We start from the raw sequence: 15,697 nt of genomic DNA, 5'->3' as shown, positions 1-15,697 counted from the left end.
CTCCTGCGTCGTGGGCGCGAAAGTGTCGGTGGGCTCATGTTGAATCGTCGTCATGGAGACGGATGCGCGCGGTGGGCTGTTCTGGGATGTGCAGGCCGGGCACGTTCCGCCGCCGCCTGCCGCCGAGACGCTCGGCTGGGAGCTGGTGGCGGTGGACCCTGACAAGGGCACCATCGAGGTGGCGTTCGAGGCGAGCGATCGCTTCACCAATCCGGTGGGCGTGATCCAGGGCGGGTTCCTCGCCGCGATGCTCGACGACACGCTGGGCCCCGCGCTGGTGGCGACCTTGCCCGCGGGCCGGTTCGCGCCCACCCTGGACCTGCACGTCCAGTTCCTGCGCCCGGCCAGGCCAGGCAGGCTCGTGGGCCGGGGCAGGGTGGTCAGGCGCGGCAGGCAGGTGTGCTTCATGGCCGGCGAGCTGCTGGGCCCCGACGGCGAGCCCGTGGCCGTGGCGACCGCGACGGCGCACATCCAGGAGATCCGCTAGCGCAGGCCCAGCTCGGCCGCGGCCGGCATCAGGGCCGACGTGACGTTCTCGGCCCCGGTTGCGCGGGCCGCGAATCGCCGGCGTGGACTCGGCCGACGACGGGCTGTCTCCTCGGCGGACGGGACGAGTCGCGTTCGCTCGTGAACGATTCGCCTCAAGGTCACCCGGCTGCTCTCCGAACGGGGAATCAAGGTGTCACCGGCGTGCGTCGAGCCTGACGAGACGCTCGGGCTGGAGTTCGCGACGACCACTCAGGCGGGCAGATCCGTGGGCGTCCATCGACGGCACGGTGTACTCGTCGAAGACGCCCCCGTAGATCGGCGCGGCGAAGGCGGGGCGGGTGGCGGCGTCGTATCCCGTCGCGGCGTGGATCGTGAGCAGCCCGCCCGCGGAGAAGCCCGTCATGCCGACGCGCCCCGGGTCGACGCCCCAGGCGGAGGCTCGCTCGCGGACGGCCCGGAGCGCCTGTAAGCCGTCGTCCCTGGCCACGCGCGACTGCGCCTTGACGGCGTCCATGATGCGGGACGACGACGCCAGGCGCCTGAACGGTCACGAGACCTTCCTCCAGGAGATCCCGGCCGCCAGGATGGTCAGGCTGGATCGCCTCCTGCGCGGAGTCCTCCCACAGCGGGATGATCTCATTCATGCCTGCTTCCTCCGGTCAGGTGTGGACGAGGGTCACTGTCCCCGCCTCGCCGTCGACGATGACCTGCTGACCGTTCCGCAGCCGCTCGGTCGCCGCGCCGGTGCCGAGCACGGCCGGGATGCCGTACTCGCGCGCCACGATCGAGCTGTGGCTGAGCGGGCCGCCGACATCGGTGACGACCGCGGACGCGAGCGCGAACAGGGGCGTCCACGCGGGGGTGGTGATCCGCGCGACCAGCACGTCTCCCTGGCGCATCTGCGCGAACTCGTCGGAGCCGTGGATGATCCGCACGGGGGCGCTGACCCGTCCGGGGCTGCCGGGCACGCCCTTGATGACGTCGGCGGATCCGTCGTCGCGGTGCCCGGGCAGCAGCCGGGAGAAGTCGATGCCCAGGATCTTCATGCCGCCGCCGTCCGGGAGCGCGTGCGGCGGCGCGACGGCTCGCTGCGCCCGCCACGTGGCCCTGCGCTCGGCCACGACGGCGCGCCAGTCCACCGGGGTACGGCCCGCGGAGTCCAGCGCCTCGGCCGCGTCCTCCAGCTCGTCCATCCGCAGCCAGAACACGTCGTCCTCATCGGCGACCGCCTCCGCGACGACGAGCCGCCGGCCGATCTCGTGCAGCGCGCGGCGTGCGGCCGGCCAGCCCAGACCCACGTCGGCCAGGGCGTCCTCGCGTAGCGGCGCCATCTTCTGCGCCCAGCGCAGCACCCATCGGGCGAACGCCGTCCGCAGGCCGCGGCGGGTGTGCAGCCGGCGTGTGGCCAGCTCACGCTGCTCCCGTGCCGCCCGTTGCCGCTCATGGGGGTCGGGCGCCTCGCCGGTCAGGTAGAAGCGCACCGTCCGCAGCAGCGGCGCCGGATCCTCCACCGGCAGCGGCTTGGCGAAGTCGAGGTCGTACACCGTGTCGCCGAACTCGGCCAGGTGTGCGGCGAACCGGCCGGCGAACTCCTCCGGTTCCTCCACCGGGCCGTGCGCCACCCGCTCGGCCAGCCCGGGCTGTTCGCGCCCCCAGCGTGCCAGATCGTAGAGGGACTTGTCCGCCCGCATCGGCTTGCTGTCGAAACCCAGCAGGAACGTCAGCGCCGGCGGGTCTCCCGGGCGCCTGACGAGCTTGTACACCGAGGTGAAGAGCGACTCGCTGATGTAGGCGGCGGGCAGGACGCCGCCCTGGACGGCCGCGTAGTAGCGGGCCGCCTCCTCGACGATCTCGCGGGCTCCCGCGAACAGTTCGCCCGCCGGCGCGGATCCCGTGTCGACCGCACCCCGCCTGGCAGCGACATCCGCGTAGGCCGCGTGGGCTCGCTCCCACCGCTGCGCCGCGGCGCGCAGCCCCCGGGGCAGCGTGACGATCAGGAACAGCGGCTGCGCCACCATCATCCGGGCCAGCATGCCGGGCGTGTAGGTGATGTTGTAGTAGGCGTACCCGCCGATGACGGCGAACGGCTCCTCGAAGTACGGCAGGCCGATGCTCTTGTACCCCTCCACGGTGGCTCGCTTCCAGGCGCCGAGGCCCAGCGTGGCGAAGAGCGGGGAGAGCGGTTCCGGCAGCAGCTCCGTGACGCTGCCCCGCACGTACCGGCCCTTCGGGTCGGGCAGCTCCCACGCGGGCGCGGGGCCGGGCAGGGCGGTGATGGGACGTGCCTGGAGGATGTGCAGGCGGCCGTCGTGCCTGGCCCATTCGATGTCCATCGGCCGGTCGTACAGCTCCTCGATCGCGACGGCGAGGCGGGCGAGCTCGGCCGCCTGCGGCGCATCGAGGACCGGCCGCTCGCGCAGCTCCGCGGGCACCGGCTCCTCGCGGGTTCCGGCAGGCGTGCGGACCGTCATGACCTGCTTGTCGCTGATCTCCTGCCGGACGATCGAGCCGTCGGCCTTCGCGACGACGATCGTGTCGGGGGTGACCTGCCCGCCGACGACCGACTCGCCCAACCCCCAGGCCGCGTTGACCATCACCCGGTCGCGGGCGCCGGTCAGCGGGTCGGCGGTGAAGAGCACGCCGGCCGCGTCGGCCGGCACCAGCTCCTGGACCACGACCGCCAGGCCGAGGTCGCCGGAGTCGATCCCCTGACGTGCGCGGTAGCCGATGGCGCGGGCCGTCCACAAGGACGCCCAGCAGCGCTTCACCGCATCCAGGACCGGGGAGCGGCCGCGGATGTTGAGGTAGGTCTCCTGCTGCCCCGCGAAGGACATCTCCGGCAGGTCCTCCGCGGTCGCGGAGGACCGGACGGCCACCGCGAGGTCGCCGCCCAGCTCGGCGTAGGCGGCGCCGACAGCCTGCGCCACCTCGTCCGGCACGGGCTGCTCGGCGAAGAGCGCGGCGATCTTCTCGGCCGCGCTTTCGCAGGTCTCGGGCCGGTCGGGGGAGGCTGCCGCGGCGATCTCGACGATGCGCTCCCGCAGGCCGTGCGCGGCGACGAAGTGGCGGTAGGCGGCCGTCGTCACGTGGAAGCCCGGCGGCACCGGCAGCCCGGCCGCGGCCAGGCGCGCCAGCGAGGCGCCCTTGCCCCCGGCCCGCTCCAAGGTGGCGCGGGCGTCGTCCAGGGCTAATACGAGAGGCTCGTCCATCATGATCGCTCACCTTCCTGTCGGCTCAGCGCGGCGGAGAGAGCGGTGCGAACCTCGTCCAATCCGCCCAGCAGTACGGCCCTGCCGTTCGCGAGGTCGGCGCCGTCCGGCGGCGCCAGGGCGCGGTCGAGCAGGTCCGCCAGCGTCTCCAGCAGCTCGTCCGACGTCGGCTGATCGGGGTCGGCCTGCGCCGCCCGCTCTGCCACGAAGGTGCGCCGCAGGGCCGGGGTGAGCGCGTCGAGGATGAACGCCACGGCTCGGATGTCGACGTCCCGGCGCATGGTGCCCGCCTGCTGCATCATCTGGAGGAACCCGCGCATGCCGAAGGTGCTCGGCCGCCTCCCGAACAGGTTCGCGGGCTTGCGGAGGTACTTGCCGAAGACCTCCGGGTCTCTCGCGGCGATCGCGGAGGTCAGCGGCAGCGTCTTCAGCACGTGGACCATCGCCCGGTAGACGCTGGCCACGTCGCCGCCGCGCGGATCGGCCTCCACCTGCTCGCGCCAGGTCTCGACGTAGCGGTCCAGCTCGCGGACCAGGACCGCCTCGACCAGCTCGTCCTTGGACTTGAAGTGCAGGTAGACCAGCCCTCGGTGGAGGGCTACGGCCTCGGCGACGTCGCCCATCGTCAGCTTGTTGTAGCCGAGGCGGAGCAGCAGGTCGGCCGTCGCGTCCAGGATCGCCTGCTCGCGTTCGTGCTCGTTGACGACCATTTTGTCATTTTGACATGACTCGATAATTTGTCAAACGGCACGGCGCGGGTGCCGGTCTCACTGCGCGGATGGGTTCCCCGCCGGTGGGGGGACCATCGTCCGGAGGAGGAGCGTCGCGGTGTCGTCGGTGCGATGTTGGACGGCGGACGCCGGGCCGATGAGAGTTTCGGCGAGATCCTGCAGGGGCTGGTCGGCATGCCGGGTGAGGCGTGCGGCGAGCTCCGCGATGGCGTCGCCGATGTCGACGCCCGGTGTTTCGACGAGGCCGTCCGTGTAGAGGATCAGGAGGCTGTCGGGCGGCAGGGGGTGCTCGGTGGTCGGATACTCGGCGTTGGAATCGATGCCGAGCAGCAGGCCCGGAGGTGAGTCGACGATGCGGGCCTGCTCGCCGGGGGAGCGGAGCAGGGGAGGGGGGTGGCCGGCGCTGGCCACGCACATGGTGTGCCGGCGCAGGTCGAGACTGATGTACAGGCAACTCGTGAACCGGTTGGGAGCCAGGTCGATGATCAGCCGGTTGGCGTGGTGGAGGACCTCCCCTGGCGACGAGCCCGCGCGCGCGTAGGCCTGGATGGCCGTACGTACCTGTCCCATGAGGGCGGCGGCCGTGATGTCGTGGCCCTGGACGTCCCCGATGACGGCCGCGGCGACCGAGTCATCCAGCTGGATGAGGTCGAAGAAGTCGCCGCCGATGTCCATGCCGTGCGTGGCGGGCAGATAGCATGCGGCCACCTCCAGACCCGGGATCTCGGGCAGCTCGCGGGGGAGCAGGCTGCTCTGCAGAGTCTGCGCGAACTGGTGCTTGACGTCATACAGGTGGGCGCGCTCGAGCGCCTGGGCGGCCAGCCCGGCCAGCGAGGTGAGCGTGGCGCGCTCGTCGATGGTGAAGTGGTGGGGGCGGTCGAAGGCGAGCGTCAACGTGCCCATGGGCCTGCCGGACGTGATCAGCGGCAGGAAGGCCCAGGCGGACATGTTGTCGTAGCGGATCGCGTCCGGCCAGGACTGCTTCATCTCGTGCCAGGTGGCGAAGAACAGGGATTTGCCGGTGTCCATGGGGATAGTGCTGGGTGTCGGCGCGGACACCGGTCGGCCGTCGAAGTGGTCGATGCTCTCCTGGCTGTAGCCGCGCGCGCCGACGACCCGCATCCGCCCGCCCTCGGCGTGCAGGACGGCTATCGCCTGGACGTTGAAGACGGGCATGACCTGGTCGGCGACGATGTCGATCACTTCCTGCACGGTGGCGGCCTGGCTGAGGGCCGTCGTGAGATGCAGCATGTCGTGGAGCCCGCTTGACCCGTTCCGCCTGTCCGCGCTCGCGAGCGGATCCGGCATCAGGTGCCCCGGATCGCGGGCCATCGTGCTCGGAGTGACGCGGACGCTGATGCCGAAGGGCGCGGGATAGAGCTGGAAGGCCAGCCACTGCCCGTCGGGACGCTCGGCCGTGAAACTGGTGACCTCGTGACTGATGACCGCGGCGCGGTAGCGATCTTCGCAGACCGGCTTGTTCAGCCACGGGAGATATTCCCATGGGCGCTCGCCCAGCAGTTCGGACGCGTCGTCGTCGAGGAGTTCGGCGGCCGGCGCGGTGAGGAAGGTGATGCGGCCGTCGACGTCCATCGCGAAGTAGCCCTCGGGCAGGCCGTTGAGGCAGTCAAGTGCGGCCATGCCCGCGTCGGGGTCGACCTGCCGGCTCCGGTACGGAGACAGGATGCGGGGCCGGTCCCGAGGCCTCAGGGGGCGCCCCATCTGATCCGCCTCCTCCAGAACAGCGGCCATCCGCCGGCAGGTTCGCTGGATGACGTCGAGCTTGTGCTGGGTGAGCTGGGGGGTGTGCTCCCCCGGCCACAGCAGCAGCAGCGCGCCCCAGTCGGTGGAGCCGGTGTGGATCGGGGCGGCCGCGGCCGAGAAATGGTAGGGGACGACGAGAGCCGCTCCCGGAAAACTGCGGGCCAGGTCCTCCTGGTCCGCCAGCCACACCAGACGCCGCTCGCGCACCGCCACGGCCACCGGAACGCTGCCGTTACCCCTGACTCTCGCCCAGGCCCGGGCGATCATGGTCGGGAATCCCAGCTCCGCCTCCATGACCAGGAGTTCCCTGTCCTCGCCGAGCAGATAGAGCGCGCCGATGTGCGCTCCGGCGTCGTTGATGGCCTCGATCAGCAGGTCATGCAGGTCTGCCACATCTCGCTTCGGAGCTGCGAACGCAGCGGTCTCGCGCCGCACGCGCTAACTCGCCTCGCTTCCGACACAAGACCGGACTGAACCCCCAAAGACACTCATAAAGGAAGAATACGCATGGACATTAATAGAGAGGCATTCCGTAGGTTATAGCGGACTCAAGCCCTTTATGCCCAGGGCCGCCGACGTCCCGTTCCAGAACGCAAGCGGAGGTGCCCACCGCTTCGGGGATGACCGTCCGCAGTCGAGCGGCCCAGGCCCGCGCGAGCCTGGGCCGCCCTCGTGCGGGCGTCAGCCCAGGCCGTCGCGCATCGCGGTGATCAGCTCGCCGTTGGCGGTGTCACCGCTGAGTTCCCAGAAGAACGCGCCCCCCAGGCCCTGGTTCTTCGAGTAGCCCATCTTGCCGCCGATCGTGCTCGGCGTGTCGTAGCTCCACCACTGGTTGCCGCAGTGGGCGTACGCGGTGCCCGCGACGGTGCCGGTGGCGGGGCAGCGGGTCTTGAGCACCTTGTAGTCCTCGTTGCCCTGCTCGTAGGTGCCCGGCGCCGGCCCCGTCGCCGTACCGCCCGGCGCGGACTGGGTGACCCCGGTCCAGCCCCGGCCGTAGAAGCCGATGCCGAGCAGCAGCTTGCTCGCCGGAACACCCTTGCTCTTGAGCTTCTGGATGGCGTTGTCGGAGTAGAAGCCCGCGGTCGGGATGCCGCTGTAGGAGGTGAGCGGCGAGTGCGGGGCGGTCGGGCCCTGCGCCGCCCACGCGCCGAAGAAGTCGTAGGTCATCACGTTGTACCAGTCGAGGTGCTGCGCCGCGCCGCCGTAGTCGGCCGCGTCGATCTTGCCGCCGCTGGTGCCGTCCGCGGTGATCGCGGCGGTGACCAGGTTGCCGGAGCCGAAGCGGGTGCGCAGCGCCGACATGAGGTTCCGGAACGCGGCCGGGCCGCTGGTGTCGCAGGACAGGCCGCAGGCGTTCGGGTACTCCCAGTCGATGTCGATGCCGTCGAAGACGTCCGCCCAGCGCGGGTCCTCCACCAGGCGGTAGCAGGACTCGGCGAAGGCCGCCGGGTTCTGCGCGGCCTGGCCGAAGCCGCCGGACCAGGTCCAGCCACCGAAGGAGAACAGCACCTTGAGGTTCGGGTACTTCTGCTTGAGCTTGCGGAGCTGATTGAAGTTGCCGCGCAGCGCGCCCGCGTCCCAGGTGTCGGCGACGCCGTCCACGCTCTCCGCCGCGCTGTAGAAACGGTCATAGTCGGCGTAGCTGTCGCCGATCGCGCACTGGCCGTTCTGTACGTTGCCGAAGGCGTAGTTGATGTGTGTCAGCTTGGCCGCGGAGCCGCTCGTGTCGATGTTCTTGACGTGATAGGCGCGCTGGTAGACGCCCCACTGGACGAAGTAGCCGAGGACCTTGTTCCCGCCCCCTCCTCCGCCGCCGGTGGTGGTGGCGGTGGTGGCGGTGCTGTTGGCGGAGCGGTTGCCGGCGGCGTCGCGGGCGCGGACGGTGTAGGTGTAGGCGGTGTTGGCGTTCAGGCCGGTGTCGGTGTGGGTGGTGCCGGTGACGGTGGTGATGAGGGTGCCGCCGCGGTAGATCTCGTAGCCGGTGACGCCGACGTTGTCGGTGGAGGCGTTCCAGGCGAGTGAGACGCTGCTGGCGGTGACGTCGGTGGAGCGCAGGTTGCCGGGGACCGAGGGCGCGGTGGTGTCGCCGCCTCCGCCGCCGGTGGTGGTGGCGGTGGTGGCGGTGCTGTTGGCGGAGCGGTTGCCGGCGGCGTCGCGGGCGCGGACGGTGTAGGTGTAGGCGGTGTTGGCGTTCAGGCCGGTGTCGGTGTGGGTGGTGCCGGTGACGGTGGTGATGAGGGTGCCGCCGCGGTAGATCTCGTAGCCGGTGACGCCGACGTTGTCGGTGGAGGCGTTCCAGGCGAGTGAGACGCTGCTGGCGGTGACGTCGGTGGAGCGCAGGTTGCCGGGGACCGAGGGCGCGGTGGTGTCGCCGCCTCCGCCGCCGGTGGGCTGCCAGAGCGCCGGGACGTTGGGCGGCTCCCAGCCGGGCTGCGAGGTGTGGCTCTGGCGGCACTCGTACTCGACGCCGTTGTAGGTGACGCGGGTGCCCGTCGGGTAGGCGGTCCACGGGGCCCAGGCGGCGAAGGCGGCCACGGAGGCTGTGGACGTGGCGCCGTACGCGCCGGGTGGGACGGTGACCGCCGCGGTGAGCGGCAGGAGTAACGCCGCCAGGCCTGCGAGGACCTTGCTCAGGATGGTGTGTCTCATGGCTGCTCCGGCATCCGGTTGGGGGGTGTGGGGGGTGGGATGGGAGACGTGCGAAACAACTCTTAGGAAAGTTTCCTTTTAGTTGTACCCTCGACCGTAACCGCTGCCTTTGACAGCGTCAATGAGCCGGCGGCGGCGCGTGCCGGTCGGGGGATCTCAAGGTGCAAGGTGCCGTCAAACGGGCGTGTCCGTGGCCCATGGGACGAACGGCCTGGTAGAAGGTGGACCCCGGAGGTGGCGGGGAGAGGTGTGGGGGAGTAGGCCGGAGCCCGGGCGGGTCATCCTGTCGACCTGGATATTCGTGGTCGCGCTCGTCGCCGTCACCGTGGTCGTGGTCTGGCTCGACGCCACCCTGGGCACGGCGGTGGGGCTGGTGCCGCTGCTGATCTTCCTACCGGCGATCGTCGCGGCGCTGGGGACGGTGACACAGACGGTCATCGCGTCGGTGTGGGTGCTCCTCGTGGTGGCCGCGTCCGCCGCCTACCTCGGAGGCGCCGGCCTGAGCGAGAACCTGGGCGCGATCGGATTCACGGCCGCGTTCGGGGTGCTGAGCGCGTTGGGGTGCCGCTACCGGATCCGCCGCGAGGAGGAGATCCACCGGCTGCGCTCGGCGGCCGCCGCCCTTCAGCGCCAGATCGTGCGCCCGCTGCCGCTGCGCACCGGGGAGGTGATCGTGGACGGCCTCTACCAGCCGGTGGAGGAGGACACCATGGTCGGCGGCGACATGTACGAGGTGACGGCGTCCCCGTACGGGACCCGGGTGCTCATCGCCGACGTGCAGGGCAAAGGGCTGCCGGCCATCGGGACCGCGTTCGCCGTCCTCGGCGCGTTCAGGGAGGCGGCCTACAGGGAGAGCACGCTCGCCGGCGTCGTGGACGCGCTGGAGGTCGCCGTGGTCAGGCACAACTCGATCGCCCAGCACACGGGCGAGCCCGAGCGCTTCGTCACCGCGCTCGTGCTCGACATCGGCCCCGGGCAGGGGGTCCAGGCGGTCAACTGCGGGCACATCGAGCCGTACCTGCTCTACGACAGCCACGCCGGGCAGGTGAGCCTCGGCGAGCCCGGAGTGCCGCTCGGCCTGGCCGGGCTATCCGCGGAGCCGCGCGCCGGCGCCTGGTTCGCGTTCCCGCCGATGGGAACGCTCCTGCTGTGCACCGACGGCGTCACCGAGGCCCGCGCTCCCGGCGGGTCCTTCTATCCGTTGGAGGAACGGCTGCGCGGATGGGCCGACGTCCCGGCCGGCAGGCTCGCCGGGACATTGAGCGCCGACCTGCGGGAATGGACGGGAGACACCCCGCCGGACGACATCGCCGTCCTCATTCTGCACAGGACTCAGCCCGTCACGGCGCCCGAGCACCTTGGCGCGCACGCCTACGATCCCGGGCCGTAACAGGGCCCGGAACCGCGGCGGGCTCGACGAGCTCATGGATCGACGCTCGTCGTCACATCCGCGCCACGCATGCGCCGAGCCTTCGACGCCCCAGGGCCGCGAGGGCCTCAAAGCTTGAAGAGCTTGGGGTAGGGGGCGATGATGCGATGCGTCTCGGTGCCGAAGTCGACGAGCACGGCGATGTCCTCTTCGACTCCGATGACCAGGCCGAGCCCGTACTTGTCGTGGCTGACCTTGTCCTGCACTACGAACTGGGTAAGTGGTGGCGGGGGCACCTCGGGAACGTTGAAGGGACTTCCTGGCAGGGGGCGCCGGGCTGCGGCTCTTCTGGGTTTCACTGCTTCTAGTATGCTCCCACTTCGCCACAAGTTTGGCCTGAGGGTGTCTACGGTGCGGCTGCTTTCTTGTGACTCTCCTGGGTAGGAGGGTCGCATGACGAAGCTCATGGAGAAGGTGCGCGCGTACATGCGCAGCCCGCAAGGTAAGCAGAATATCGAGAAGGCCAAGCGGATGGCCAGCGACCCGCAGAACCAGCAGAAGGCGCGGCGCTTCCTGGACAAGTTCCGCTCTCGGCGTCACTGACCCCGCCCACACCCCTCAGACCCGCTCTGACTTGGGCTTTCTCTTCTTGTGACAGGTACTCGGCGGTGCCAGACTGGACCTGACGAGGGGGGACGTCATGATCGAGGTCAAGAGCATCGACAAGCCGGACGAGCGCCGGGACTTCCCGATGGGTCACCTGGAGGTGTGCGAGCTCAGCGGGCTCAGCTTCGGCGTCGCCACGTTCGAGCCCGGCTGGCGCTGGTCGGAGTCGGTCAAGCCGATCGCGGGCACTGAGTCCTGCATGGTCCACCACAACGGATTCGTCGTCAGGGGCCGCCTGCACATCCGGATGGACGACGGCACCGAAGCCGAGGTCGGCCCCGGCGAGGTCTTCGTGGCCCCGCCAGGACACGACGCCTGGGTCGTCGGCGACGAGCAGGCCCTGGTGTTCGACTTCGCGGGCGGCGCCGCCGAGTACGCCAAGGCCAAGGAGTCCTAGAGACACGCACGCCGCCGGGATCGCCGCCGCCACCCTGGCGACGTGCGCTCATTTCGGTGCGTCGAGATCCACCACGATCGGCGCGTGGTCGGACGGGCCCTTGCCCTTGCGCGCCTCGCGATCCACATATGCCGAGCGGACGCTGCCGGCGACACCGGCGCCCGCGTAGACGAGGTCGATCCGCATGCCCTTGTTCTGATGGAACATCCCCGCGCGGTAGTCCCAGTACGTGAACGGATGCGGCCCCTTCATGGGCTTCGGCACGACGTCGTGCAGCCCGAGTGCCCTCAGCCCGGCCAGAGCCTGGCGTTCGGCGGGCGTGACGTGGGTGGAGCCGACGAACAGGCTCGGATCCCACACGTCGGCGTCGGTCGGCGCCACGTTGTAGTCGCCGCAGGCCACCAGCGCGCGCCCCTCCCTCAGCTCGGCTGCCAGCGCCCGCGTGAACGCCTCGAACCAGGCCAGCTTGTAGGCGTAGTGCGGCGAGTCCACCGTGCGCCCGTTCGGCGCGTACAGCGACCACACCCGCAGCCCGCCGCAGGTCGCGCCGATCGCGCGCGGCTCGGGCGCCGCGCCGGAGGCTCCGTTCAGCGCGTCGAACCCCGGCTCGCCGGGGAAGCCGAGGGCCACCTCGCCCAGCCCCACCCTGGACAGCACCGCGACGCCGTTCCACCGGCCGTCGCCGTGGGCGGCGGCGCTGTAGCCGAGCTCGCCGACCTCCTGAGAGGGGAACTTCGCGGCGGCGCACTTGGTCTCCTGAAGGCAGACGACGTCCGGCTCCGCCTCGGCCAGCCAGTCGAGCAGCCGGGGCAGCCGTGCCTTCACCGAGTTCACGTTCCAGGTCGCCAGGCGCATCCCCCCAGCCTGCCCCATGGCGCCCGTCACGCACCTGATCCGCGAGTGACCGGCCGGACCGGCTGACACGAAGACGCCCGCACCACCGGGGTGCGGGCGCCTTAGGGTGACCGACTCCTAGCTCTTGGCCTCCGCCGGGGCGTGCCCGTGCGTGGCCGCGGTGCGCGCGGCGCCCGTGGCCGCCGTGGCCGCGGTGCCGATCGTGCCGGTGTCGAAGGCGTAGGTCGCCACCAGGGTCGCGACCGCGTCGGAGTTCACGTCCAGCGCCTTAGCGCTGATGTTCTTGATGGTGTCGCAGGCGCTGTGGTAGCAGGGGTCGAGGGGGATGCCCGCGGTGCCTCCGAAGATCGCGGCCTCCGCCTCGGTCTTGAGCACCTCGGCGCCGGTGAACAGGCCGCCCGCCGGTATGCCGGCGGCGATGAACGCCCCGTAGTCCGAGCGGCCGGTGAACGCGGTCGCCGTGAACGGCAGGCCGCGACCGGCGTAGAACTTCTCGAAGTCCTCCTCGATCTGCGCCGAGCCCTCCGGCCCGGCGGTGCCGAAGGCGTCACCGTCGCCGTCGTAGATGCCGAAGGTGTAGTTCGGCGAGGCGATCATGTCGAAGTTCAGGTAGAGGGTGATCTTCTCTCGCTCCTCGGCGGACAGCGAGTCCACGTAGTGCTGCGAGCCGAGCAGGCCGAACTCCTCGGCGCCCCAGAAGGCGAAGCGCACCTGGTTCTTCGGCTTGGTCTTGGCGAACTGGAGTGCCACCTCCAGGATGCCGGCGCTGCCCGAGCCGTTGTCGTTGATGCCCGGCCCCTCCTGGACGCTGTCCAGGTGCGCGCCGGCCATGACGACGTTGTTCGGGTCGCCCTTCCTGCTCTCGGCGATCACGTTGTACGTGGTCCTGGTCTCGGAGATCGGGTCCCAGTTCATCGTGACGGAGGTGCCCGCCGCGGCCGCGAGGTCCTGGCCGACGGCGAAGCTGGTGAAGAACGACGGGATCGTCACGCCGGGGCCGCCGAGCACCGGGTTCAGGTCGACCTCGGTGCGGCCCTCCTGGCCCTCGTTGAACACGATCGCGCCGGAGGCTCCCGCGGCCATGGCGTTGTCCACCTTGACGCGGAAGTTGCAGGTGCCGCGCTGCATGAGGGCGACACGGCCGGCCACGAACCCCTCGAAGTCGCTCGCCTCACAGCCCGAGGTGGAGCTGTTCGGCGCGCCGGGCGGCAGCACCAGGTCCACTGCCTGGATCTGGCCGCTCACCGAACCCGCCGGCGAGTCGCCCATGGCGACGTAGTCGCTGAAGAAGCCGTACGTGTACGTCTTGGGATCCGGGCTGGTCCGCTGGAGCGCCGGCGGGGTGCGATACCCCTCGAACAGGAACTCGAACGGCTGGACGGTCACCTTGTACCCGACGGCCCTTAGCCTCCAGGCCACATAGTCCCGGGAGGCGTCGAAGCCCCGGGTGCCGGACACGCGGGTCCCGTCGTGGGCGTTCGCGATGGCCTGGAACACCTTGAGGTGCGTGTTGACGTTCTTGCCCGAGACGGCCTTGACCAGCTTGCGGACGGAGTCGTGGTTCGGGTGGGCGCTTGCCGTGCCGGTGAAGGCGCCACTGGACAGCGCCAGAGCGGCGACGACCGCGCCGAGCACGCCCTTACGGAGGCGGGAACGCATGATTGCTCCTCGGAACATGGGGGGTGACCCGGGTCAAAGTGCGCGCGTTCCCCGAACGTATTGATAAATCCGGCACTTCAGAAAGACGAGGGATGTCTCTGTTGCGTCACGGACTCGGAACGTCCGTGGTGGGGCGGAAATCCGGCGAACTTCTCATCCAAATGCCGGCTTCCTCCGAACCATCGGAGAAAGCCGGTTGTCCAACTTCTTGGAACGGTCCCGGCGACGCGGGACCGGCAGGGGGACAGGGCGCACCGGGGGCGGTGCACGAGGGGGATCGATGAGAAGCGGCGTGCGGCCGCGCCCTCTGGCGCGGCACGGATCACAGCGTGGATCAGAGCACGGGGCACAGCGTGGATCGGAGCACGGATCAGAGCACGGGGCAGCGGGTGGACCAGGGAGGCCGGGATCCGGGGATGGATCAGGCCGAGGGGCCGGCGGGGGAGCAGGCAGGGGATCAAGGCGAGGGCTGGTGCTGGTGATGGCCGGCCTGATGGCCGCGGCATGCGGCACTGGCCAGGCACCCGGCACCACCTCGACACCCGGCACCACCCGAACGGCGGACTCCGCCGCGGACGGCCGGGCGGCGTTCCAGGCGAGTCCGGAGGCGGTCGGCACGGCCCTCGACGCGGCGCGGAACCCGTCCGGAGCGATATCTCAAGCGACGTCCCCAGCGACGTCCCCAGCGATGTCCCCAGCGACGTCGAAGGCGGTGTCCACAGCGGTGTCCGATGCGCTGGGCGGGTCCGCCGCGGTCGACTGCCGCCGGGTCAAGTGCGTGGCCCTCACCTTCGACGACGGTCCGGGGCCGTACACCGGCCCGCTGCTGCGCCGGCTCGCGGCCCACCGCGCCCGCGCCACCTTCTTCGTCGTGGGCCGGAACGCAGCCGCGAACCCGGGCCTCCTGCGGCGTGCCGTCGCGGCAGGGCACGAGATCGGCAGTCACACCTGGTCGCACCGCGACCTGACCACGCTGCCCGCGGCCGAGGTTCGGGCCGAGCTGGCCCGCACCGACCGAGCGGTCAAGGCGGCGACCGGTCTGGTGCCCAAGCTGGTCCGGCCGCCGTACGGAGCGCTCAACACCGCCGTCCGGCTGCAGACGTCACGGCCCATGGTCCTGTGGAGCGCCGACACCCTGGACTGGAAGTACCGGGACAGCGCCAGAGTGGCACGCAGGGCCATCAACGGGGCGCGCCCCGGCGGCATCCTCCTGTTCCACGACATCCACCCGACCACCGTGCAGGCGATCCCGGCCGTGCTGAAGACTCTGTCCGCGCGCGGCTACCGTTTCGTCACCGTCAGCCGGCTGTTCGGCGGCAGGACGCCGCGGCTCGCCTACAGCGCGACGGTCCCCGGCACGGCGAAGACCTGAGCCTCACACCTCAGGCGGCGTGTCCCGGGTCCACGAGCCGAGCACCAGCAGCGTCTTGGTGCCGGTGACGTCGCCGGCGCGGCGCAACCGGTCGATGACCTGCTGCAGGTGGCCGAGGTCGCGCACCCGGACGTGGATGAGCGCGTCCGGGTCGCCCGCGATCGTGAACACCTCCTGCACCTCCGGCACGCCGGCCGTGGTGCGGACGATGTCGCTGACCGGGGTGGTACCGGGGTAGCGCAGCTCGGTGAAGGCCTCGATGCCCCAGCCGAGCCTGGCGTAGTCGATCTGGACCGTGAACCCGGTGATCACGCCGATGTCGCGCAGCCGGTCCACGCGCCGCTTGACGGCGGCCACCGACAGGCCCACCTTGTCCGCCATCTCGGAGAAGGTCCTGCGTCCGTCCTCGCGCAGGAGCCGCAGCACGTGATGATCGATCTCGTCCACGTCCGGCATGCCAAACCCTCCTATGCGCCGCAAAACATCTCGGCTATTCATGCCACAGTCTCAAAAACTTTGCGTCTTTGTCCGATCTGG

Annotated in this window: 14 protein-coding genes; 5 read left to right on the top strand and 9 right to left on the bottom strand. The window is 70.6% G+C overall.

Annotated features, from left to right (window positions below; translation table 11 throughout):
- Positions 1–52: 52 nt before the first annotated feature.
- The gene (locus tag V5E28_RS02025; RefSeq protein WP_336204357.1) at positions 53–487 is read left to right on the top strand and encodes a PaaI family thioesterase; all 435 of its coding nucleotides are present in this window, start codon (positions 53–55) and stop codon (positions 485–487) included.
- Between the two features lie 195 nt (positions 488–682).
- On the opposite strand, the gene V5E28_RS02020 is transcribed toward V5E28_RS02025, so the two are convergent.
- The 5 genes from V5E28_RS02020 to V5E28_RS02000 form a co-directional block, all read right to left on the bottom strand.
- Positions 683–1,003 carry an alpha/beta hydrolase gene (locus V5E28_RS02020; protein WP_336204355.1) on the bottom strand — a complete coding sequence of 107 codons (321 nt, stop codon included), beginning with the start codon at positions 1,001–1,003 and terminating at the stop codon, positions 683–685.
- Between the two features lie 145 nt (positions 1,004–1,148).
- On the bottom strand, positions 1,149–3,701 hold the full coding sequence (locus tag V5E28_RS02015; RefSeq protein ID WP_336204352.1) for a PEP/pyruvate-binding domain-containing protein: 2,553 nt from the start codon (positions 3,699–3,701) through the stop codon (positions 1,149–1,151).
- Positions 3,698–4,408, bottom strand: coding sequence for a TetR/AcrR family transcriptional regulator (locus V5E28_RS02010; RefSeq protein ID WP_336204350.1), 711 nt, complete (start codon positions 4,406–4,408; stop codon positions 3,698–3,700). The genes V5E28_RS02015 and V5E28_RS02010 overlap by 4 nt, the downstream gene beginning before the upstream one ends.
- Positions 4,409–4,465: 57 nt before the next feature.
- Positions 4,466–6,586, bottom strand: coding sequence for a SpoIIE family protein phosphatase (locus tag V5E28_RS02005; protein ID WP_336204348.1), 2,121 nt, complete (start codon positions 6,584–6,586; stop codon positions 4,466–4,468).
- A 288-nt stretch (positions 6,587–6,874) separates the two neighbouring features.
- On the bottom strand, positions 6,875–8,842 hold the full coding sequence (locus tag V5E28_RS02000) for a glycosyl hydrolase family 18 protein (RefSeq protein ID WP_336204347.1): 1,968 nt from the start codon (positions 8,840–8,842) through the stop codon (positions 6,875–6,877).
- A 247-nt stretch (positions 8,843–9,089) separates the two neighbouring features.
- Here V5E28_RS02000 and V5E28_RS01995 point away from each other — a divergent pair, with 247 nt between their 5' ends.
- On the top strand, positions 9,090–10,232 hold the full coding sequence (locus V5E28_RS01995; RefSeq protein WP_336204345.1) for a PP2C family protein-serine/threonine phosphatase: 1,143 nt from the start codon (positions 9,090–9,092) through the stop codon (positions 10,230–10,232).
- A gap of 107 nt (positions 10,233–10,339) precedes the next feature.
- On the opposite strand, the gene V5E28_RS01990 is transcribed toward V5E28_RS01995, so the two are convergent.
- Positions 10,340–10,477, bottom strand: a complete 138-nt coding sequence (locus tag V5E28_RS01990; RefSeq protein ID WP_336204344.1) for a hypothetical protein — start codon at positions 10,475–10,477, stop codon at positions 10,340–10,342.
- A 187-nt stretch (positions 10,478–10,664) separates the two neighbouring features.
- Here V5E28_RS01990 and V5E28_RS01985 point away from each other — a divergent pair, with 187 nt between their 5' ends.
- Both V5E28_RS01985 and V5E28_RS01980 read left to right on the top strand, forming a co-directional pair.
- The gene (locus V5E28_RS01985) at positions 10,665–10,814 is read left to right on the top strand and encodes a hypothetical protein (protein WP_336204342.1); all 150 of its coding nucleotides are present in this window, start codon (positions 10,665–10,667) and stop codon (positions 10,812–10,814) included.
- Positions 10,815–10,911: 97 nt separating this feature from the next.
- Positions 10,912–11,274 (top strand): cupin domain-containing protein, encoded by a 363-nt coding sequence (locus V5E28_RS01980; protein ID WP_336204340.1) that lies wholly within the window; start codon positions 10,912–10,914, stop codon positions 11,272–11,274.
- Between the two features lie 48 nt (positions 11,275–11,322).
- Here the strand turns inward: V5E28_RS01980 and V5E28_RS01975 are convergent, their stop codons facing one another.
- Both V5E28_RS01975 and V5E28_RS01970 read right to left on the bottom strand, forming a co-directional pair.
- Complete coding sequence (locus V5E28_RS01975) at positions 11,323–12,129, bottom strand: exodeoxyribonuclease III (protein ID WP_336204338.1); 807 nt, start codon at positions 12,127–12,129, stop codon at positions 11,323–11,325.
- Positions 12,130–12,246: 117 nt separating this feature from the next.
- Positions 12,247–13,788 carry a M28 family metallopeptidase gene (locus tag V5E28_RS01970; RefSeq protein ID WP_336204336.1) on the bottom strand — a complete coding sequence of 514 codons (1,542 nt, stop codon included), beginning with the start codon at positions 13,786–13,788 and terminating at the stop codon, positions 12,247–12,249.
- Between the two features lie 724 nt (positions 13,789–14,512).
- Here V5E28_RS01970 and V5E28_RS01965 point away from each other — a divergent pair.
- Positions 14,513–15,160, top strand: a complete 648-nt coding sequence (locus V5E28_RS01965) for a polysaccharide deacetylase family protein (RefSeq protein WP_336204334.1) — start codon at positions 14,513–14,515, stop codon at positions 15,158–15,160.
- Between the two features lie 3 nt (positions 15,161–15,163).
- Here the strand turns inward: V5E28_RS01965 and V5E28_RS01960 are convergent, their stop codons facing one another.
- The gene (locus tag V5E28_RS01960; RefSeq protein ID WP_336204332.1) at positions 15,164–15,616 is read right to left on the bottom strand and encodes an Lrp/AsnC family transcriptional regulator; all 453 of its coding nucleotides are present in this window, start codon (positions 15,614–15,616) and stop codon (positions 15,164–15,166) included.
- Positions 15,617–15,697: the final 81 nt, after the last annotated feature.

The organism is Nonomuraea sp. LPB2021202275-12-8, assembly GCF_037044575.1.
Taxonomy (GTDB): Bacteria; Actinomycetota; Actinomycetes; order Streptosporangiales; family Streptosporangiaceae; genus Nonomuraea.
This window is presented reverse-complemented; position numbering and strand designations above follow the sequence as displayed.